We start from the raw sequence: 20,360 nt of genomic DNA on the forward strand, positions 1-20,360 counted from the left end.
CGGGCGATGAACTTCACCTTTACCGAAGATCAACTGGCGTTCCGTGAGGCCATCAGCCGTTTCCTGATGACCGAGGCCGCTCCGGAAATGCTCCGTGACATCTGGGAAACCGATACCGGGCGGTCCCCGGACCTGCGTGGTAAGCTCGCCGAGCAGGGCATGACTGCACTCTCTGTCCCAGAGGCGTGTGGTGGCCTGGGCATGGACGACATCGCCTGGTCCCTGATGACCCAGGAACTTGGCTACTACGCCATTCCCGACTCGCTGGCCGATACCGCCTATGTGGCGGTGGGCATGCTCGCCGGCCTGCCGCAGAGCGAGGCCCGCGACGCCTGGCTGGCGCAGATCGCCGAAGGCGGCATCCGCGTGGCTGTCGGCCATCCGGTCAACCCCTGGGTGGCCGATGCGCAGCTGGCCGACCTGCTGCTGCTGGCGCATAACCATGAGATCCATGCCCTGCGCAGCGATCAGGTCGAGCTGCAGGCCAATACCAGTATCGATGCCTCGCGCCGCCTGTACTGCGTGAAGTGGACGCCGAGCGCCGAGACCCGCATCGCCGATGCCGAACTGGGCCGCGTGCTGTGGGCGCAGATGCTGAACCGCGGCGCCCTGTCGGTGGCCGGGCAACTGGTGGGCCTGGCCCAGCGCATGCTTGATCTGTCGGTGGACTACGTCGCCCAGCGCAAACAGTTCGGCAAGCCGATCGGCAGCTTCCAGGCGGTCAAGCACCATCTGGCCGACGTGGCCACCCAGATCGAGTTTGCCAAGCCGGTGCTGTATCGCGCCGCGCATGCCCTGGCCAGAGGCGAGGCGGACGTCGACGTGCGTATCTCCCACGCCCGTCTGGCCTGTTGCGAGGCCAGCTGGCTGGCGGCCCGGCACGGCATCCAGGTGCATGGCGCCATGGGTTACACCTGGGAAGTGGATCTGCAGATGTTCATGAAGCGTGCCTGGGCGCTGGACAACGCCTGGGGCGACCGTGCCCTGCACAAAACCCGCATCGACCAGTATCTGCTAGGTGCCGCGTTGCTGCCTGGAAGCACTTTCGAGGAATGAACCATGCCTGAAGCCTATATTGTTGACGCACTGCGCACGCCCACCGGCAAGCGCAAGGGCAGCCTGGCCCATGTGCATGCCATCGACCTGGGCGCGCATGCGCTCAAGGCCCTGGTAGAGCGCAACGCGGTTCCGGCCGACGAATACGACGATGTGATCTTCGGTTGCGTCGATACCATCGGCTCGCAGGCCGCCGACATCGCCCGCACCAGTTGGCTGGCCGCTGGTCTGCCGCTATGCGTGCCGGGCACCACAGTGGATCGTCAGTGCGGTTCCTCGCAGCAAGCGCTGCATTTTGCCGCCCAGGCGGTGATGAGCGGCACCCAGGACGTGGTGGCTGTCGGGGGCGTGCAGACCATGACGCAGATTCCGATCTCCTCGGCCATGCTCGCCGGTCAGCCGCTGGGCTTTCCCGATCCGTTCTCCGGCAGCGCCGGCTGGCGCGCGCGCTTCGCCGATCAGCCGGTCAACCAGTTCTATGCCGCGCAGCGCATCGCCGATCACTGGCAGATCAGCCGCGCCGACATGGAAAACTTCGCTCTGGAAAGCCACCGTCGCGCCCTGGCGGCCATCGAAGCCGGCCGCTTCGCCCGCGAAGTGGTGGCCTGCGAAGGCCTGAATCAGGATGAGACGCCGCGCGTCACCACGCTGGAAAAGATGGCCAGCCTGGAGCCAGTCGACCCAAGCTTCCCGAGCATCACCGCAGCGGTTTCGAGCCAGACCTGCGACGCCTCGGCAGCCCTGCTTGTGGTCTCGGAGGCGGCGCTCACGCGCTACAACCTGACGCCGCGGGCACGCGTTCACCACCTGAGCGTGCGTGGCGACGACCCGATCTGGCATCTGACCGCGCCGATAGAGGCGACCCGCCACGCGCTAAAAAAAGCCGGTATGAGCATGGCTGATATCGATCTGGTGGAAATCAACGAGGCCTTCGCCTCGGTGGTCATGGCCTGGGCCAAGGAGCTGGACTTCGATCCGGCCAAAACCAACGTCAACGGCGGCGCCATTGCCCTGGGCCATCCGCTCGGCGCCACTGGCGCGCGCCTAATGACCACGCTGCTGCACGAACTGGAGCGCAGCGGCGGCCGCTACGGCCTGCAGACCATGTGCGAAGGCGGCGGCCAGGCCAACGTCACCATCATCGAGCGCCTGTAAGGGCTTCCGGCACCGAGTGCCGCGACAAGTTTCTGGAGAATGTGAAATGGGTATTCTGAACGGCCGCGTGGCCATCATTACCGGCGCCGGGGGTGGTCTGGGCGCGGCCCACGCACGGGTGTTCGCCGCTGAAGGCGCCTGTGTAGTTGTAAACGACATCAACCAGTCCGCGGCTCAGAGGGTGGTGGACGAGATCGTCGCCGCCGGTGGCAAGGCAGTGGCCAATACGTCCGACATCACCCACTACAGCGACAGCGAGAACGCGGTCAAGCAGGCCATCGAGACCTTCGGCGACCTGCACGTGGTGCTCAACAATGCTGGTATCAACCGCGACCGCATGTTCGCCTCGATGACCGAGGCCGAGTGGGACGCCATCATGAGCGTGCACCTCAAGGGTCACTTCTGCATCAGTTCGCACGCGGTGCATTACTGGCGCGACCAGACCAAGGCCGGCCGCAAGGTCGATGCGCGCATCATCAACACCACCTCCGGGGCGGGCCTGCAAGGCTCCATCGGCCAGTCCAATTATGCCGCGGCCAAGGCCGGCATTGCCGCGCTGACCCTGAACCAGGCCGCCGAGCTGGGGCGCTATGGGATCACTGCCAATGCCGTTGCACCGGCAGCCCGCACTGGCATGACCACCGCCGTCGAGTCCATGGCCACACGCATGGCCGCGCCGGACGACGGCAGCTTCGACTACTGGGCGCCGGAAAACGTCTCCTCGCTGCTGGCCTGGTTGGCGTCCACCGAGTCGGCTCATGTCACAGGACGGGTGTTCGAGGCCGAAGGCGGCAAGATTTCCATCGCCGATGGTTGGCGCACCACCCAGGGTGTCGACAAGGGTGATCGCTGGCAGCCTGCTGAAGTTGGTGAGGCGATGCAGGCGCTGCTGGCCGCCGAAGTGCCGGCGCAGAAGGTCTACGGCAGCTAGCAGCGGTCGTAGCGCTGACCACCGTGGCCGCTTTATGCGGCCACGCGTGTTTCTGGCCGGCGGTATCTGCCGAACCGCGTGGACACGTCCGTTTTGACGATGTTGCCGGGGTTCCCGACCGGTATACCTGGCAGCGAACTGTCATTACCGAGGTATGCACCGTGAGACAAGCTCCCGCCTATGTTCCAGGTCACCAACTGCTGGCCGGCAAGTCCGTGCTGATCACCGCCGCGGCCGGTGCCGGCATCGGCTATGCGGCGGCCAAGCGCTGCGCCGAGGAAGGCTGCCGTGCCCTGATGATTTCCGACATCCACCCGCGGCGCCTGGAAGAGGCGGTGGAGCGCTTGAAGGCCGAAACCGGTCTGCAGGCCATCTACGGCCAGCTGTGCAACGTCGTGGTGGAAGAGGAAGTGCAGGCCCTGGTCGCCGCTGCCGAGCAGACCCTGGGCGGCGTCGATGTGCTGATCAACAACGCCGGGCTCGGCGGGCAGAAGCGCGTCACCGAGATGAGCGACGAAGAGTGGCTGCGGGTGATCGATGTGACCCTGACCGGCACCTTCCGCATGACCCGGGCCATGTTGCCGCACATGGAGAAGCGTGGCACCGGCGCCATCGTCAACAACGCTTCGGTGCTCGGCTGGCGCGCCCAGAAGGAGCAAGCCCACTACGCCGCGGCCAAGGCCGGGGTGATGGCGCTGACCCGTTGCAGCGCCGTGGAGGCCGCCGAGCATGGCGTGCGCATCAATGCCGTGTCGCCCTCCATCGCCCTCCATGACTTCCTGAAAAAGGCCTCCAGCCAGGAGCTGCTCGAGCAGCTGGCCAGCCGCGAAGCCTTCGGCCGAGCCGCCGAGGTTTGGGAAGTGGCCAATGTGATGATCTTCCTGGCCAGCGACTACGCCTCCTACATGGTCGGCGAAGTGCTGTCGGTCAGCTCGCAGCACGCCTGAGGACGCCGCCATGACAACCGTATTCAAGAGCACCGAAGAGATGCTGGCGTCCACTGGCCTCGACCTGGGGACGACCGACTGGGTGGTGATCGATCAGGCCCGTATCGATCTGTTCGCCGAGGCCACCGGCGACCACCAGTGGATCCATGTCGACCCGGTCCGCGCCGCTGACGGCCCGTTCGGCTGCACAGTCGCCCACGGCTACCTGACGCTGTCGCTGGCCAACTTGTTCCTGCCGCAGCTGATGCAGGTGCAGAACATGCAGATGGGCGTCAATTACGGCTGCGACAAGGTGCGCTTCCCCGCGCCGGTAAAGGTCGGCTCGCGGGTGCGCGGCCGCGGCGAAGTTATCAAGGTTGAACAGATCGGCGTGGCGGTGCAGCAGACCGTGCGCGTGAGCGTGGAAATCGAGGGCGCCGAACGACCTGGCTGCGTGGTGGATACCGTCAGCCGCTACACCTTCAATCCCCTTAGCGAGTGAAATCCATGAATGAAGTCGTCATTGTCTCCACGGCGCGTACCGCGCTGGCCAAGTCTTTCCGCGGGTCGTTCAACGATACCGAGGCCCCTGTGCTCGGCGGCCACGTGGTGCGCGCGGTAATCGAGCGCGCCGGCATTGAGCCCGACGCCGTCGAAGATGTGATCATGGGCGCCGCGGTGCAGCAGGGTACCCAGGCCTACAATATCGGCCGCCTGTGCGCCTACACCGGTGGCTTGCCGCCAAGCGTGCCGGGCATGGCGCTGGACCGCATGTGTGCCTCTGGCCTGATGAGCATCGGCGTTGCGGCGAAAAGCATCATGGCCGGTGAGATGGACATCGCCATCGCCGGGGGCGTGGAGTCTCTTTCGCTGACCCAGACCAAGCACAAGAACACCTACCGAGCGCAGTCCGAGGCTGTCATCGATTGCATGCCGAGCGCCTATATCCCGATGATCGAAACCGCCGAGATCGTCTCGCAGCGCTATGGCATCAGTCGCGCCGCCCAGGACGAATACGCGTTACAAAGCCAGCAGCGTACCGCGGCGGCGCAGCAGGCTGGGCTGTTCTCCGACGAGATCGTGCCGCTGGCTGCGCGCAAGCTGGTGCTCGACAAGGACGGTGCGCCCATCGGCCATGAAGAGGTTTTGGTCGATCGCGACGAGTGCAACCGGCCCAGTACCCGTATCGAGGATCTGCAGGCTCTTAAACCGGTATGGAAGGGCGGCAAGTGGATCGAGCAGGGTGAATTCGTCACCGCCGGCAATGCCTCGCAGTTTTCCGACGGCGCCAGCGCTTGCCTGTTAATGGGCGCCACCGAAGCCAAACGTCGAGGGCTTCAGCCTTTGGGGGTCTACCGTGGGATCGCGGTGGCGGGCTGCGCGCCGGAGGAAATGGGTATCGGGCCTGTTTACGCAGTGCCGCGGCTGCTTCGGCGCTTCGGCCTGGCGGTCAACGATGTCGATCTCTGGGAAATCAACGAAGCCTTTGCCAGCCAGGTGCTGCACTGCCGCGATGCCCTGGGCATCGCCAACGAACGCCTCAACGTCAACGGCGGCGCCATCGCCATCGGCCATCCCTTTGGCATGTCCGGAGCGCGGATGGTCGGCCATGCGCTGATCGAAGGGCGCCGTCGCGGTGCACGTTTCGTGGTGGTGTCCATGTGCATTGGCGGCGGCATGGGCGCGGCGGGCCTGTTCGAACTGCCGTGAGCGAGCGCCCTGTCCGACCGTCGGGGTGCGGTTGTATCTAATCCGTTTGGACGATGTTGCGGGCGCGGCCTGGCCAGATGATCAAAGCGGCCGTCAGGGTTGCCCCTGGCGCCCCGCAAGCCCAGATGTCCATAAGAATAAGAAGGATGCAGCATGCGCTTATCAAAATTCGCTTCGCTTCCTAAACGCCGTTGGGGCCAGCGGACGGCCTACGCAATCACCGTCCTGGGATTGATTGTCCTGATAGCCGCCCAAGCCCTGGAACAGCCCAGGGCGCCTGGCCAGGGCGCCAGTCTAAACGCCCATTCCATGCCGCTGCCCTTTGGCTCAAGCATCCCCTGGGACGCGTTTCGCTGATTGGTAATTTGAAGAGGACGCGAAATGCAATCCTATGAAACTGCCGGCTGCCGTCGACCGACAGGCCGGCGTCAATTGATCGCCTACGCGCTGAGCGCGCTGGTCATGGCCACCGTTGCCTATGCTTTTGCCCCGCGCGCGCCGGCTGCGCTAGAACCTACTCAACTCCATCCCGACCGCTTGCACATCAACGATATGTTGATCAATGGCGAGCGGCTGCTTGCCGTGGGCGAGCGTGGCACCATTTTGCTCAGCCAGGACCAGGGGCGGTCCTGGCAGGAAGCTACGCTGGCTACGCAGCGCATGGCGACGCTGACTGGCGTCGCGGCGCTGGATGAAAACGTCCTGCTGGCCGTCGGCCATGATGGCTGGAAGCTGCGTTCCGCTGATGGCGGCGCCACCTGGCAGGAGATTGCCTTCGATGGCGAACTGGGCGAGCCGCTTCTGGATGTCTGGAGCGCTAACGGTCAGGACGTCTTCGCGCTGGGCAGCTTCGGCAAGTTCTACGAGTCCGCTGACGCCGGCCACACCTGGTCGGCCCGCGAAATGACCGCGGACGGCTGGCACCTCAATGGTATGGGCGGAGACCGCAACGGCCAGCAGATGCTGGTGGGTGAGCAGGGGCTTGTGCTGCGTAGCGAAGACGGCGGTCGTACCTGGGAAACCCTGCCGCCGTTCTATAACGGCTCACTGTTCGGCGTAGCGAGGCTGAGCGACGAACTGTGGGTCACTTACGGTATGCGCGGACGGGTCTTCCTCAGCGCGGATTTCGGTGGAAGCTGGACCCAGGTCGAGCTCGGCCACAGCCACGCGCTGTATGGCCATGTACTGCTGCCTAACGGAGCCGGGGTCATGCTGGTGGGGGCAGACGGCAGCATGGTGCATCTGTCTGCCGACGGACAATTACTGGAAAGTACTCAGGGCAGCGGCTTGGGGACCTTGACTTCGGCTGTTGCCGTAAACGAACGACAGCTGCTGGTAGGCGGTGAACGTGGCGTTTTCCAAGGCATCGGGGCGCAACGCCTGACGGCGAGTGCAAACAGGAGCATGCCATGAGCCATACACCGAGCAGAGTCGAGCGCTGGGTAGAGTGTTGTGCCGACGGGCTGATGGCGTGGAGAAGGAGCCTTCTAGTGCTGTTCGTGCTGATCACGGTGGGCTTGGGCTACAGCGCAACCCAGGTTCGGCTGGACCCGGCATTCAACAAGCAGATTCCGGTCAGCCACGACTACATGCTGAACTTCCTTGACTACAGCCGCATGTTCACCGGCGCCAACCGGATCTTGGTGAGCGTGCGCTGGAAAGGCGAGGGCGATATCTATAACCCGGAATTCCTCGAAACGCTGCAAAACGTCACTGACGATGTGTTCTTCATCTCAGGCGTCAGCCGCCCTAGCGTGACATCGCTCTTTACCCCGAACGTGCGCTATATCGAGGTCACCGAAGAGGGCTACGTGGGCGATCTGGTGGTGCCGCCTCACTACTCGGGTACGGTGGAGGACCTGGCCCAGGTGCGCAGCAACGCGGCCCGGTCAGGGCAGGTTGGCAGTTTGATCGCTAACGACCTCAGGTCGGCCCTGGTGCGGGCTGACCTGCAGGACAGCGACGCGCGGACCGGGGCGGCCGTGTCTTATGCGGCGGTCGCCGCCGAACTCGAAGCGATCCGGGATCGTTACGCCAGCGACAACATTGAGATCCACATCGTTGGGTTCGCCAAGCTGGTGGGCGATGTGATCGAGGGCCTGAGTACGGTGATCGGCTTCTTCGTGGTGGCTTTTTTTATCACCGCGGCGCTGCTCTGGATCTACACCCGTTCGCTGAAGCTGACGTTGGTTGCGTTGGTTGTGGCGCTGTTGCCGGTGATCTGGTTGCTCGGGCTGCTGCCGTTGCTGGGGCTGGGCATCGACCCGATGTCGATCCTGGTACCTTTCCTGATCTTCTCCATCGGCGTATCCCACGCCGTGCAGATGACCAACGCCTGGAAGCAGGATGTGTTGCAGGGCTGTGACTCGATCAATGCGGCGCGCTCGGCGTTCTGCAAGATCTTCATTCCCGGCGCTCTGGCGTTGCTGATGAACGCGCTGGGGTTTGCGGTGATCATGCTCATCGACATTCCCATCGTTCATGAGCTGGGAATTACCGCCTGTATCGGCGTGATGCTCATGATCATCACCAACAAGATGATGTTGCCCATCATCATTTCCCACCTCAGCCTGGAGGCCAGCGCTCGAGTGGGCAACAGGCCGGTATCGGCCGGGCGACACCCGCTGTGGTGGCGGCTCTCCGCACTGGCGTTGCCGGGGCCGGCGCTGGTGGTGTTCGCCTGCTGTGTGCTGCTTCTCGGCTTTGGAGTGACCAAGGCGCGGCAGCTGGAGGTGGGCGATATCGGCGCAGGCGCGCCGGAACTGCGCGCCGATTCGCGTTACAACCAGGATAACGAAAGGATTATAGGCAGCTACTCCATCGGCCTGGATGTGCTCGCAGTCTTTGTCGAGTCGCCTGGCGGCCAAGAGGCGTGCCTTGATCCCAAGGTGATGCGCGCCATCGAGGCCTTCGATTTCGAGATGCGCAATGTGACCGGCGTTCAGTCCGTGCAGAGCGTGGCGAGTATGGCCAAGGCCGTGATCGCCGGCAACAATGAGGGCAACCCGCGCTGGGCGGCCATCCCCGGCGCGCCGCGTGGCCTGCAGCAGGGCTCATTGGCCTACTCGCCAGACCACGGCCTGGTCAGTGAGGGTTGCGCGCATCAGCAGATTCTGGTGTTCCTCAGCGATCATGAGGGCGCGACGATCTTCCATGTCGTCAACGAGGCCAAGCGGGTTATCGCTGCGGTGTCGGTGCCCGAGGCTCGTTTCAAGCTCGCCGGAGGTAACGTCGGAGTGATGGCCGCCTCCAACGAGGCAGTCAAGCGAGCCGAGGTGATCATGCTGGCCGCACTGTTCTGTTCGGTCGCCCTGTTCTGCCTATTGACCTTCCGCTCACTGCGCGCGGTGCTGTGCATCCTGGTGCCGTTGGGCATCGTTGCCATCCTCTGCAATGCGCTCATGGCCATGCTCGGCATCGGCCTGAAAGTGGCGACCTTGCCGGTGATGGCGCTTGGGGTAGGCGTTGGCGTGGACTATGGCATCTATCTCTACGAGCGTATCCAGCACGAGATGGCCGAGGGCCGGGATCTGCGAACGGCATTCTACGAGGCCATGTGCCAACGCGGCACGGCGGCGGTATTCACCGCGGTGACCATGTCCATCGGTGTCTGCACTTGGGCGTTTGCACCACTCAAGTTCCAGGCAGACATGGGCGTGTTGCTGGCGTTCATGTTCTTGGTAAACGTGTTCGGCGCGATTCTGGTGCTGCCGGCGTTGGCAGCCTGGTTTGATCAGGGCAGGGCGCTGGTCACTCCCCGGACGGTGACGGCATTGCCTGCCGAGGCTCAGGCTTGAAGGTGTGCTGCACGTTGCGAAACGAGCACTTCCGAAAGGTAGGAGGCGGCTTTTATATTAAGCGACATGCGCGGGCGTTCGACGTCTGATGCGCGACTTCCGACAGCACCATGGCTTGTCGGGAGCCGCCATTAAAATAACAACAAGGGAGCCACAGGCTACCCATTGCGAGGTGAACGAGCATGAATGCACAGCAGAGACAGTTGCTGGTCCAGGCGGGTATCGGGGTGGAACAGTACGACGAAATCATCAGCAGCATGTACGACGCTGCACTCGATTCCCTGAGCCTTGGGCGTGCGATGAAGCTTATGCGCAACCTGTTCCAGGCCAACTACGTCACGCTGATTCTGCGCGTCTCGGAGGACACGGCGATGGCGCCGATGATCGTTTCGGGCGAAGTGGGCGGTGTGGATGACCCCAGTGGTGCGGTCATCTACCTGACCTACGAGAACGAGGGCGCGCCGTTCAACGCCATCAAGCCGGATGTGGTGTTCACGATTGAAGACTTGATGAGCCTGGCAGAGTGGTCGAGCTCGACTTACTATCTTATGTATTGCCACCCCTATAACTCCTTCTACATGCTGGGCGTCAACATCGCTACGCCTGAGGGCGGTACGCTGCGCTTTCGCATCAATCGGCCTAAGTCCGCGCCGGCCTTCAGTGAGACGGATCGTCTTCTGTGCGAGCTGCTGGTTCCTCATCTGCGAAGAGCGATGCATATCCATTCGCAACTCGATCGCAAGGCCTCGATGGGAACGCTGTACTCTCAGGCCATCAGCCGCCTTTCCGTGGCCACCATGGTGCTCGACGAAAGCGGCAAGGTACTGGAATACAACCCGGTGGCAAGCGAGATTCTGGAAAGCAATGACGGACTCAAGCTGGTCGGTGGGCGTCTGGAGGCGACCTATCCGAGCGACAATCGAGAATTGCAAAGGGTGCTGCGTGCAGCCTTTGCAGGCCAGGGCGCGGAGGCTGAAAACGCTACGGCTGCCTTGTCGATTGCGCGTCCTTCCGGGCAGGTGAGCTTCGGCGTGGTGGTCGAGAGCGTACCGTCCCAGGACCTGGCCGACAGCAAGGTTCGGCCCGCTGCGGTGGTGTACATCCGCGATGCGGCTGGAAAGTCCCTGGCCAACACCATGGTGACCAAGCAGTTGTTCAATCTGACCCCGGCCGAGACCGCCCTGGCGCTGGAACTGGCCAATGGTCTGTCGCTGGAGGAGGCGGCTGAAGAGCTGAATATCCGGCGCAACACGGCGCGCGCGCACCTGCGATCGATCTTTTCCAAGACCGGTGTGCGGCGCCAGACGGAGCTGGTCCGGATCATGCTGAACAGTGTCATGGCACTGGGCAGTTCTCCCAAGGTGTACGAAAGCCCGGTGCCGCGCCCGCAACTCGCCCCTTCGGTCAGGCGTTCTGCCTGACCTGCACTTCGTCTCCCGTAGTCCGAGCGGACGATGCTGCGCTCCGACGCCCCTGTTGATACTCGACGCACTGCCTAGGTGCAGTACAGGGGCTGATCGGGGCCACGCCGCCTCATTTGTTCTGAGCCAGAGGCTGAAGCTTCCCGGTCCTCCTGTCATTCGAGCCGTGCCGCGCACTGCCGTCGAACCAATAAGGAGAACAATATGCGACGTAAAAAGCTCTTGGGCCTAGGCCTTGCTAGCGTATTTGCTTTGCCGACCACCTTCGGTGTGGCATTTGCACAATTACCGGAGGATCAAATCGCCCGTCTTAGCACCGAGCTGACCTGTTTCGGCGCGATCAAGGCCGGCAATGCCGACGGCACAATTCCGGAGTTCAGTGGCAAATGGTCTGCTGCTCCGGACGGCATCGATCCAAGCGCCAGTACCCATCCCCAGGATCCATACGCCAACGAACAGCCACTTTTCGTGATCACCGCGGACAACATGGATAGCCACGCCGATAAGTTGTCGGCAGGGCAGAAGGCGCTCTTCCGGCAGTATCCGGCTACCTTCCGCATGCCTGTGTATCCGTCGCATCGCGACTTCACCTACAGCCAGGGCGTCTGCGATGCGACGCTGGAGAACGCCCGCATCGCCAAGTTGGTGAACAACGGCGAAGGTATCGAGGGGCGTGCCGGCGGGGTGATGTTCCCGATTCCTCAATCGGCCGAAGAAATCCGCATGAACGCGACTATGGGTGGTCGCTATGCCTGGACCGAAGATTACATCTCCGACAACGCCTATGTGCTCAAGGATGGCAAGATCAACTGGGGCCGGGTTCACTCGCGCAACTCGGCGCCGGGCAACGAGCCGGGCAAGGTGATCTATACCAAGGATCTTGCCGCCTCTGCCTACTACAGCAACCTGACCCTGCTGCCGCAGCGTGACAAGGGTGAGGTGAACAACGGTATCCATACCTGGGACTACGTCGCCAACCCGTCCCAGAGCTGGCGCTACGATCCGGGTACTCGTCGCGTGCGCCAGTCGCCTGGCTACGGTTACGACATGTCGTTCCCCGGCACCGGCGGCTCCATCACCGTGGATGAGGTGCGGATCTTCAACGGCTCGGGCCAGCGTTACAACTGGGAGATCATCGGCAAGCAAGAGCTGTATATCCCGGCCAACAACTACAAGATTCACGCCAAGGAGCACAAGTACGCCGACATGCTCACGCCTCATCACATCAATCCCGACGTGATGCGCTACGAGCTGCGTCGTGTCTGGGTGATCCGTGCCACCCTGAAGGACGGCTTCCGGCACCTGTACGCCAAGCGTGACCTGTACATCGATGAAGACAGCTGGATGCCGGTGATGGGCGACAACTACGACAACCGTGGCGAGCTGTGGCGCACCTCCATGCTCAACACCATCCATCTGCCGGAGCTGCAAGGCTGGCAGGCGGGCGTTGGCCTCTATCACGACCTGAACGCCGGCACCTACTTGGCCTTCAACCTCATCAACGAGCAGCGCCGTGGCTACTACCTGAACCGTGGCGGCATCACTCCCGGCGACTTCGGGCCTGAGGCCGCGCGCCGTGCCGGCCAGTAACGGCTGCACTGGCAACTGAGTTGTACGCCGTGGCGCTTGGCGCCACGGCGTCACTGCAACCTGCCGTGCGTCGCACCGGAGGTACCTTGAAATACCTGAGCCTAATCAAACGGCGGAGGGACTTCTCCGCCGAAGCCTTCCGCAACTACTACGAAAACCAGCACGTACCGCTTGCGCTGAGTTTCTTCCCGCCGCAACTGTATCGTCGCAATTATCCTGTTCCCGATGTTGAGCTGGCCGTCGACTGCCTCTGCGAGTTCGCTTACCCCGATGGGTTCGATATCGAGGCGGCCATGGGGACAACTGCGGGCCCAGCGCTGGCTGAGGACGAAGGCAACTTCATCGAGCGTGACAGCACCCGTACCGCGCAAGCCACGCTGCTTTGCGGCGAGCCGGCGCCGTCGCGGTCCCTGGCTCGCCGCGAGTTCTGGCTGATACCCCACGGCGATGCCGAGTCCGAGTCGCTGCAGAAGGCTTTCCAGGGACTGCCGGTTGCGATCAGGGACGGCGCCTGTCTGGAGGCGCTGCAACCCTTCTGGTGCGACGACTTTCCCTACGCTGCGCTGCTTAGCCTGGAGGCGGTCTCCACAGGTCCGCTGCCGGCGAAGTTCGCCGCACTGGGTGCAGTGCGTGTCAGGGTGGACAGCTGCGCCTCCCAGCACGGCTGAGGCATGAGACGTTTTATCTAGTCCATGCGGAGGATGAAGAGCGATTTCCCATTGGCTGAAGATGGCGCAGCAGCAACCGGCAGCCACTGGGTTTCCTTAGAGGACAATAATGATGACCAAACTCGCAGAAATCAGTGTTGAAGACAGGCTTCAACCCCATCGCTATGCCCGCGGATGGCACTGCCTGGGGGCAGTCGAAGAGTACCGTGACGGCAAGCCGCATACCGTGGAAGCGTTCGGCAGCCGCCTGGTGGCGTTTGCCGATACCAAGGGTGATATCCATGTCCTTGACGCCTATTGCCCGCACATGGGCGCAGACCTTTCCCAAGGTACCGTGGAAGGTGATCGCATCGTCTGTCCGTTTCACCACTGGAAGTACGATGCCAGCGGCAAGTGCGTCGACATTCCCTATTGCAAGCGGATTCCACCGAAAGCAAAAACACGCAGCTGGCTGACCTGTGTCGAGAACGGGTTGCTATTCGTCTGGAACAACCCGGAAGGCCGGCCGCCGCGCGAAGAAGTGGTTATTCCGCATCTGCCGGAGATGGACAGCGACGAGTGGATCCATGAGTGGAACATCGATACCATGCTGATCGAGACCCACCCTCGCGAGCTAGTGGACAACCTAGCCGACGCGCAGCATTTCGGGCCGGTACACGGCACGCCGACCACCTACTTCTCCAACGTCTTTGAAGGCCACATCGGTCATCAGTTTTTCCGCGGTGATTCAGAGCACCTCGGCGGTAGTCTCGCGGCCGATTCGGCCTACTATGGCCCGGCGACGCACTTTACCCGCCTGAGCTCCAACTTTGGCGGGGTAGAGGTTAATGCCATCCTGCTGAACAGCCATGTTCCAATCTCGCCCAACAGCTTCGTGCTGCGCTTCGGCTGCATGGTCAAGCGCGTGCAGGGCATGACCGAGGAGCAGACGCGCGAAATCGCGAAGCAGTACGTGGTGGGCAATCGCAACTCCTTCTACCAGGACGTGGTGATCTGGAAAACGAAAACCCGTATCGATAAGCCGGTGCTTGCGGAGAATGACGGCCCGGTCTATCAGCTTCGCGAGTGGTATCAGCAGTTCTATACCGACGAAGACCTGGTACCCGCGAGCATGGCCGAGCGCCGTGAAATCGTCACGGTTGATCTGCGGTCTGAATGATCCGACTGCTCGCTGAGTCGGCGGGCGCTTTCTATGGTCCAGAACGAGGCCCGTGAGGGCCTCAATGGTGCGATGCTAAGATGGTACAGAATTCGTCGGTCGTGCTTGAGCGTGAAGGGCAACTGGCCCACATCCGCCTCGCCCGCCCTGAAGTACTCAACGCGCTGAATACTGAAATGGCCGAGGCCTTGCTGGCGGCCTGCCAAGACGTCGCAAGCGATTCCGATGTGCGTGTATTGCTCCTCAGCGGCGAAGGGCGGGCCTTCATGGCCGGAGGCGATCTGCAAGATTTGAGGAAGGACAGTGTGGAAGCGGCCAAGCGCATTCTTGCGCCTCTCCAAGCAAGCATCAGCTTGCTTGATTCCATGCAAGTCCCGGTTGTAGCACAGGTACACGGCGCGGTGGCCGGCGCCGGCCTCAGCCTGATGATGATTGCCGATATTGTCATTGCTTCCGAGGACACGAGATTCAGTTTCGCTTACAGCGATATCGCGACATCTTGCGATGGCGGCGCTTCCTGGGCGCTTCCGCGCCTGGTCGGGCTTCGCAAGTCCATTGAGATCGCAATGCTGGGTGAGCCGCTCGATCCGCATGAGGCGCTCAAGCTCGGTTTGCTTAATCGCGTCGTACCGGCATCGCAGCTTGCACAAGTTACGAATCGCATGGTCGAGCGTTTGCTGACACGCGACCCGTTTGCCCTCAAGCACCTAAAGTATCTTCTTCGAACCTCTCTAGATAGATCGCTTGATAGTCAGTTAGAGGAAGAGCGTGACGCGTTTTTGCAATGTGTCGCACGGCCCAGCTTTCCTGTAGCAATAGACCGTTTCTTCGAAGCAAGAAAGTCACGGCGCGAGCAGATTTGAGAAGGCAGGACGACACTCGTATCTTCGCTATTGAGAAGGTCTGCAGTCCCATCATTTTTTGGGTCAACCCAGCAATACTTTTGCTTCTGTGAGTCTATGGCCTGTCTCCTCACCCGAGAAATCAGTTTCCTTGGTGCGATTTCCAGAGGTTGAACTCGGATGGCCGTAGTCCGTAACGCGCCAGCACACCTTCGTGGAGTCGTCGGAGTTCTTCAACGACTAGCGCCTGTACGTCTGGCTGCTCGCCGCCTGAAACATGCTCTGTTACAGCGCGTTGAATGAAGGTCAGTGGATCAAGCTCCGGATGGGTGACAATCTCGATCGGCAAAGGGCTGCAGGTAGGGGAAGTGCACCATCATGAAGAAAGACTGTTCAAACGGATCAGCAATTTGATCATTGGGAGTATTTCTATAGAGGAGGGCATAGCTGATGTGGCGCAGTTTGAGGCACCCATGGACGCTATCGGACCTTAACGATGCTGAAAGCCCGTATTTACTGGATTTCAGGCACAAAAAAGGACGTCCGTGGACGCCCTTAGATGTGTATTTGGTGGAGCCGGGGGGATTTGAACCCCCGTCCGCCAGTTCTCCGCTGTCGGTACTACATGCTTAGCCAGATCTACTGAGTTAACTCCGCGCCGCCCGATTGGCAGGGTGCTTGGAGCGAGCTGTATGAGTTTTAGCCGTTACGTCTACAGCGAACTTGGCGGCGATCCTGTTCTGTCTGACAGTCATTTTGGGTTTACAGGCATCCCCTCATGACCGCTGGCGCCGAAGCGACCAGATGAAGGTTAGGCGGCTAGCGCGTACCCTTCGTAGTTGTCGTCGTTGGCAACTATAGGTTTGCAACAGTGGATTTACGAGTTCTGTTACCAACTCGGCATGCACCTAAAGTTTCGTTACCGGCGTCGAATCCTAATCGGCCCCGTGAAGCGAGTTGCTGCTTCAGGTTTGCGCAGTCTACGCCAAAGCTGAGGCTGCGTCGAATCCATAGATAGGGGCATTGCGTCGGGTTTCAAGGGCGGACGTGAAAACGGGCAGGTTGGCCTGCCCGTGTCGGATGGATCAGTTGCCTGAGCCCGATCCACTTCCGCTGGTGCCGCCGCTGCCGGAGCTGCCCGGGCCTTTGAGTTCCTGCAGTGCCTTGGTCGAGTGGGCGATGCAGGCTTCGGTGTCGCCGGACTGTTGTGCCTGACGGGCCTGTTCGAGATGTTCCTCGACCTGGCTCTTGGCAGGTTCGCCGAGGGTGGCCATGGTGGTGGCCATGTTGTCGTCGATCTCCTGCATGTTGATTTCGCAGAGATCCTTGTCAGCGGCGAAGGCGGCCGGGCTGGCCAGAATTGCAGCTGCGGCGTATAGGGCAAATCGTTTCATGAGCGTCCTCCAGGGTTGTTTTCCCGGCGGGTCTGCCTGTAACAGTTTTGCGGCAGCGCCGAGGCGAAATTGGAGCCCTCGGACTGCCGGGCTCTGAATTTCCGACTGCGGCTTCGCTCAAGCGTTTCATTTTTGTGATGGACGTCCATGTCCATCTGGATTTCAGGCGGGGATGGGCGATTTCGTCCGGCTGGCGCGGTCCACGAGATAGACCAGCCCGTGGTAGTCGATCTCGCCGTGGCGCGACAGGCCGATCTCGCAGGTGCGGCTGGTGGAGATGCCTTCGCTGCAGACCTGTACCGCGTCCTTCAGGCTGCGCAGCGCGTGGGCGTTGAGCTCCGGCGTGCTGAAGCCCTTGTCCCCGGCAAAACCACAGCAGTGAATGCCTTCCGGGATCACTACTTCCTTCGCGCAGCGGCGGGCGATGTCGATCAGTGCCTGCGCTTCGCCCAAGTGCTGGGTGCTGCAGGTGACATGCACGGCGATGGGTGTTTCCTGCGGGACGAAATCCAGTTTGTCCAGCAGGTGGGTGCGGATGAATTTCACCGGGTCGTAGACCTGCAGACGGTCGTCGGCCAGGTCCTGCACCAGGCGTAGCGTGCAGGGGCTGGTGTCGCAGTAGATCGGGTCGAGCCCGCCGCGACTGGCCCTGAGCAGGGCGTCGAGGGTTTCCTGGCGCTTGCGCTCGGCCTGTTCGGCATAGCCTTTGGAGGCGAAGGGCTGACCGCAGCAGAGGTTGTTCAGGTCGTCCGGAAAGACCACCTGATAGCCGGCTTTCTCCAGCAGCTTGCGCGTCACATCCAGCAGTGGTTCCTGCTCCTGGTCGCGGGCTGCGGGGCCCATGGCGCGGGACACGCAGGCGGCGAGATAGACCACCCGCGGGCGTTCGTCCCCAGCGGCCGGCTTGGGCAGATTCAAGCGCTGCAGGGGCTGCGGCATGGCCGGCGTCCATTGCGGCACGCGGCCCTTGCTGAGCTTGGTGAACGCCGCAGAGGCCTTGCCGAGGTTCTTCGTGCCCAGAATCAGGTGCGCGCCGTTGGCGGCATGCAGCATGAAACGCGTGCCCTGTACGGCGGTGCTGAAGTGATCGGCCAGCCAGTTGGCGGCGCCGGTCTTGTCGGCTTCCTTGCCGCGCAGCTTGCGCACCAGGTCGCCGGTATTGATGCCCACCGGGCAGCGCTGGGCGCAAAGGCCGGTGGCGGCGCAGGTCTCGACGCCATGGTAGTGATAGAGGCGTTCGAGTTCGCTAGTGTCGACGCCGGCACGCTTGCGCGCCTGGATATCACGCCAGATGACGATGCGCTGGCGTGGCGTCAGGGTTAGCCCGTTGGACGGGCAGACCGGTTCGCAGAAGCCGCACTCGATGCACTTGTCGACGATCTCGTCGGCGGCGGGCATCGGCTTGAGGTTCTTCAGGTGGATCTGCGGGTCTTCCGACAGCACCACATCCGGGTTGAGGATGCCGGTCGGGTCGAGCAGCCGCTTGATCTTCCACATCAGCTGGTAGGCCTGTTCGCCCCATTCCAGCTCGACGAAGGGGGCCATGTTGCGCCCGGTGCCGTGCTCGGCCTTGAGCGCGCCGCCGAACTCGACGGCGACCAGCTGCGCCACGTCCTGCATGAAGGCTTCGTAGCGGGCGACCTGCACCGGATCATCGAAGCCCTGGGTGAAGACGAAGTGCAGGTTGCCCTCCAGCGCGTGGCCGAAGAGGATCGCCTCGTCGTAGTGATGCTTGTCCAGCAGTTCGAGCAGACGGTTGACGCCTTCGGCCAGGCGCTCGACCGGGAAGGTGACGTCCTCGATGATCACTGTGGTGCCGGTCTGGCGCACGGCGCCGACGGCTGGGAAGGTGTCCTTGCGGATGCGCCAGAGCTGGTTGTAGACCACCGGGTCTTCGCTGAAATCGACCTGCTTCTCTACCGGGAAGTGGGCGATGGAGGCCATGATCAGGTTGATCTGCTCGTGCAGCAGCGACTGGGTCGCTGCGCGGGATTCGATCAGCAGCGCGCAGGCGGTGGGCGAAAGCGCCTTGACCCACTCCGGCATGCCTTTCATGTTCTCCACCGAGCGCAGGCTGCGGCGGTCCAGCAGCTCCACCGCCGAGACCGGTTGCTGCTTGAGCACCGGCACCGCGAGGCAGCAGCTTTCCACGTCGGGGAAGACGATCAGTGCGCTGGCCTTGTGCGCGTGGTCGGGCACGGTGTCGTAGGTCACCGCGCTGATAAAGCCGAGGGTTCCCTCGGAGCCGACCATCAGGTGGTTGAGGATATCCAGCGGCTCGTCGTAGTCGACCAGTGCGTTGAGCGAGAAGCCGGTAGTGTTCTTCAGCCGGTACTTGTGGCGGATCTTCGCGGCCAGCTCGGTGTTAGCGCGGGTTTCTCTGCCCAGTTGCGCCAGCTGGTCGAGCAGGGCGCCATGGCTTTGGCGGAAGGCAGCGACGCTGGCCGGGTCTTCACTGTCGATCAGGGTGCCGTCGGCCAGCACCAGGCGCAGGCCGGCGAGCGTCTTGTAGCTGTTCTGCGCGGTGCCGCAGCACATGCCGCTGGAGTTGTTGGCGACGATGCCGCCGATCTTTGCCGCGTTGATCGAGGCCGGGTCCGGGCCGATCTTGCGGCCCAGCGGTGCCAGCACGGCGTTGGCGTTGGCGCCGATCACACCCGGCTGCAGGCGGATCTGTTCGCCACCGTTGCGAATCTCGCGGCCGTTCCAGTTGTCCCCCAGCACGATCAGTACCGAGTCGGAAATCGCCTGGCCGGAGAGACTGGTGCCGGCGGCGCGGAAGGTCACTGGGACTTTTTCGGCGTGGGCCAGCTTGAGCAGCCGGATCACCTCGGTTTCGGACTCGACGCGAACCACCAGCTTGGGAATCAGCCGGTAGAAGCTCGCATCGGTGCCGAAGGCCAGTGTCGAGAGCGGGTCGTCGAACAGTCGCTCGGCTGGGATCAGTTGCTCGACGCCGGCGAGGAATGCAGCGGGCAGCGCGTTGCGCTGGACCGGTGCTGCCGCGTTCATGCGTCCTCCAGGATCAGCAAGACCAGATCCTTGGGGCCGTGGGCGCCATAGGCCAGCACCTGTTCGATGTCGGCGGTCTTCGATGGCCCGGACACCAGCAGAGCGTTGGTCGGCATGCCGGCGGCCCATTGAAACTTCTGCTGAATCTCGTAGAAATTGTTGTGAATTTCACTGGCCTTGAGGATGGCGAAGTGCACCGGCGGCACCAGGCTCATCAGGCGCGGTTCTTCGCGAGTCGGCCACATGATCAGGCTGCCGGTAGACGCTATGGCACCCAGGGTGCCGGTGAGGCTAGCCGGGGTGTCGTTGAACAGCTCGTCCTTCCATTCCTCCACCGGGCGGTCGTAGGCCTTGAGCGTGGGCGCATCGTCGCGACCGGCACAGTACTCGGCGAAACGCTGGCCGTAGGGCGTAGTTGGTGCGATCAGCAGGCTCGGCAACTGGCGGTCGTGCAGCAGCTGCTGCAGCAATTCCGGCCAGGCCGCGTCGCTGGTCAGGTGGATCTCGGTGTGCACCGCTTCCATCAACTGGCGCAGGCGGGCGATACGCTGCTCGGGCGGATAGCTCCAGGACTGGGTGACCAGCGACTCGTCGTAGTCATCGACCACGGGGGCGGTGCCTTCCAGGCTTTTCTTCAGCTTGGCGAGGATATTAGCTTTGGCGCTCATGCAAGCCTCCCGGAAACAACGGTGCTTTGAG

At 62.5% G+C, this 20,360-nt stretch carries 16 protein-coding genes and 1 other RNA gene; 13 read left to right on the forward strand and 4 right to left on the reverse strand.

Annotation, left to right across the window (positions count from 1 at the left end):
* Positions 1-6 precede the first annotated feature (6 nt).
* From BN1079_RS16570 to BN1079_RS16635, 13 genes are all read left to right on the forward strand, one after another.
* A complete protein-coding gene (locus BN1079_RS16570; RefSeq protein WP_037026351.1) occupies positions 7-1,056 on the forward strand; it encodes an acyl-CoA dehydrogenase family protein in 1,050 nt (349 codons plus the stop codon).
* A 3-nt stretch (positions 1,057-1,059) separates the two neighbouring features.
* Positions 1,060-2,211 carry an acetyl-CoA C-acetyltransferase gene (locus BN1079_RS16575; RefSeq protein WP_037026353.1) on the forward strand — a complete coding sequence of 384 codons (1,152 nt, stop codon included), beginning with the start codon at positions 1,060-1,062 and terminating at the stop codon, positions 2,209-2,211.
* Positions 2,212-2,257: 46 nt separating this feature from the next.
* Complete coding sequence (locus tag BN1079_RS16580) at positions 2,258-3,142, forward strand: SDR family oxidoreductase (RefSeq protein ID WP_037026354.1); 885 nt, start codon at positions 2,258-2,260, stop codon at positions 3,140-3,142.
* A 161-nt stretch (positions 3,143-3,303) separates the two neighbouring features.
* Entirely contained in the window at positions 3,304-4,089 is a 786-nt protein-coding gene (locus BN1079_RS16585; protein WP_037026357.1) for an SDR family oxidoreductase, read from the forward strand.
* A gap of 10 nt (positions 4,090-4,099) precedes the next feature.
* Entirely contained in the window at positions 4,100-4,570 is a 471-nt protein-coding gene (locus BN1079_RS16590) for a MaoC family dehydratase (protein WP_037026358.1), read from the forward strand.
* Positions 4,571-4,575: 5 nt separating this feature from the next.
* Positions 4,576-5,778 (forward strand): acetyl-CoA C-acyltransferase, encoded by a 1,203-nt coding sequence (locus tag BN1079_RS16595; protein ID WP_037026359.1) that lies wholly within the window; start codon positions 4,576-4,578, stop codon positions 5,776-5,778.
* Positions 5,779-6,159: 381 nt separating this feature from the next.
* Positions 6,160-7,191, forward strand: coding sequence for a WD40/YVTN/BNR-like repeat-containing protein (locus BN1079_RS16605; RefSeq protein ID WP_052114510.1), 1,032 nt, complete (start codon positions 6,160-6,162; stop codon positions 7,189-7,191).
* Positions 7,188-9,575: an efflux RND transporter permease subunit gene (locus BN1079_RS16610; RefSeq protein ID WP_037026362.1), complete on the forward strand. Its 2,388-nt coding sequence runs from the start codon at positions 7,188-7,190 to the stop codon at positions 9,573-9,575. Before BN1079_RS16605 ends, BN1079_RS16610 begins: the two co-directional genes overlap by 4 nt.
* Before the next feature lie 182 nt (positions 9,576-9,757).
* Complete coding sequence (locus BN1079_RS16615) at positions 9,758-10,996, forward strand: helix-turn-helix transcriptional regulator (protein WP_037026364.1); 1,239 nt, start codon at positions 9,758-9,760, stop codon at positions 10,994-10,996.
* A 204-nt stretch (positions 10,997-11,200) separates the two neighbouring features.
* Complete coding sequence (locus BN1079_RS16620; protein ID WP_037026369.1) at positions 11,201-12,586, forward strand: DUF1329 domain-containing protein; 1,386 nt, start codon at positions 11,201-11,203, stop codon at positions 12,584-12,586.
* Between the two features lie 86 nt (positions 12,587-12,672).
* Positions 12,673-13,254 (forward strand): EthD domain-containing protein, encoded by a 582-nt coding sequence (locus tag BN1079_RS16625; protein WP_037026371.1) that lies wholly within the window; start codon positions 12,673-12,675, stop codon positions 13,252-13,254.
* 112 nt (positions 13,255-13,366) lie between these two features.
* Positions 13,367-14,413, forward strand: a complete 1,047-nt coding sequence (locus tag BN1079_RS16630) for a 3-ketosteroid-9-alpha-monooxygenase, oxygenase component (protein WP_037027037.1) — start codon at positions 13,367-13,369, stop codon at positions 14,411-14,413.
* An 80-nt stretch (positions 14,414-14,493) separates the two neighbouring features.
* On the forward strand, positions 14,494-15,276 hold the full coding sequence (locus BN1079_RS16635; protein ID WP_037026372.1) for an enoyl-CoA hydratase/isomerase family protein: 783 nt from the start codon (positions 14,494-14,496) through the stop codon (positions 15,274-15,276).
* Positions 15,277-15,823: 547 nt separating this feature from the next.
* Here BN1079_RS16635 and ssrA read toward each other — a convergent pair.
* From ssrA to BN1079_RS16650, 4 genes are all read right to left on the reverse strand, one after another.
* Positions 15,824-16,202, reverse strand: a transfer-messenger RNA (tmRNA) gene (gene ssrA, locus BN1079_RS17470).
* A gap of 138 nt (positions 16,203-16,340) precedes the next feature.
* On the reverse strand, positions 16,341-16,649 hold the full coding sequence (locus tag BN1079_RS16640; protein WP_037026375.1) for a hypothetical protein: 309 nt from the start codon (positions 16,647-16,649) through the stop codon (positions 16,341-16,343).
* A gap of 162 nt (positions 16,650-16,811) precedes the next feature.
* Positions 16,812-19,661, reverse strand: coding sequence for an FAD-binding and (Fe-S)-binding domain-containing protein (locus BN1079_RS16645; protein WP_037026378.1), 2,850 nt, complete (start codon positions 19,659-19,661; stop codon positions 16,812-16,814).
* Positions 19,658-20,329, reverse strand: coding sequence for a LutC/YkgG family protein (locus tag BN1079_RS16650; protein WP_037026381.1), 672 nt, complete (start codon positions 20,327-20,329; stop codon positions 19,658-19,660). Before BN1079_RS16650 ends, BN1079_RS16645 begins: the two co-directional genes overlap by 4 nt.
* Positions 20,330-20,360 lie beyond the last annotated feature (31 nt).

The sequence above is a fragment of the Pseudomonas saudiphocaensis genome, assembly GCF_000756775.1.
Taxonomy (GTDB): domain Bacteria; phylum Pseudomonadota; class Gammaproteobacteria; order Pseudomonadales; family Pseudomonadaceae; genus Stutzerimonas; species Stutzerimonas saudiphocaensis.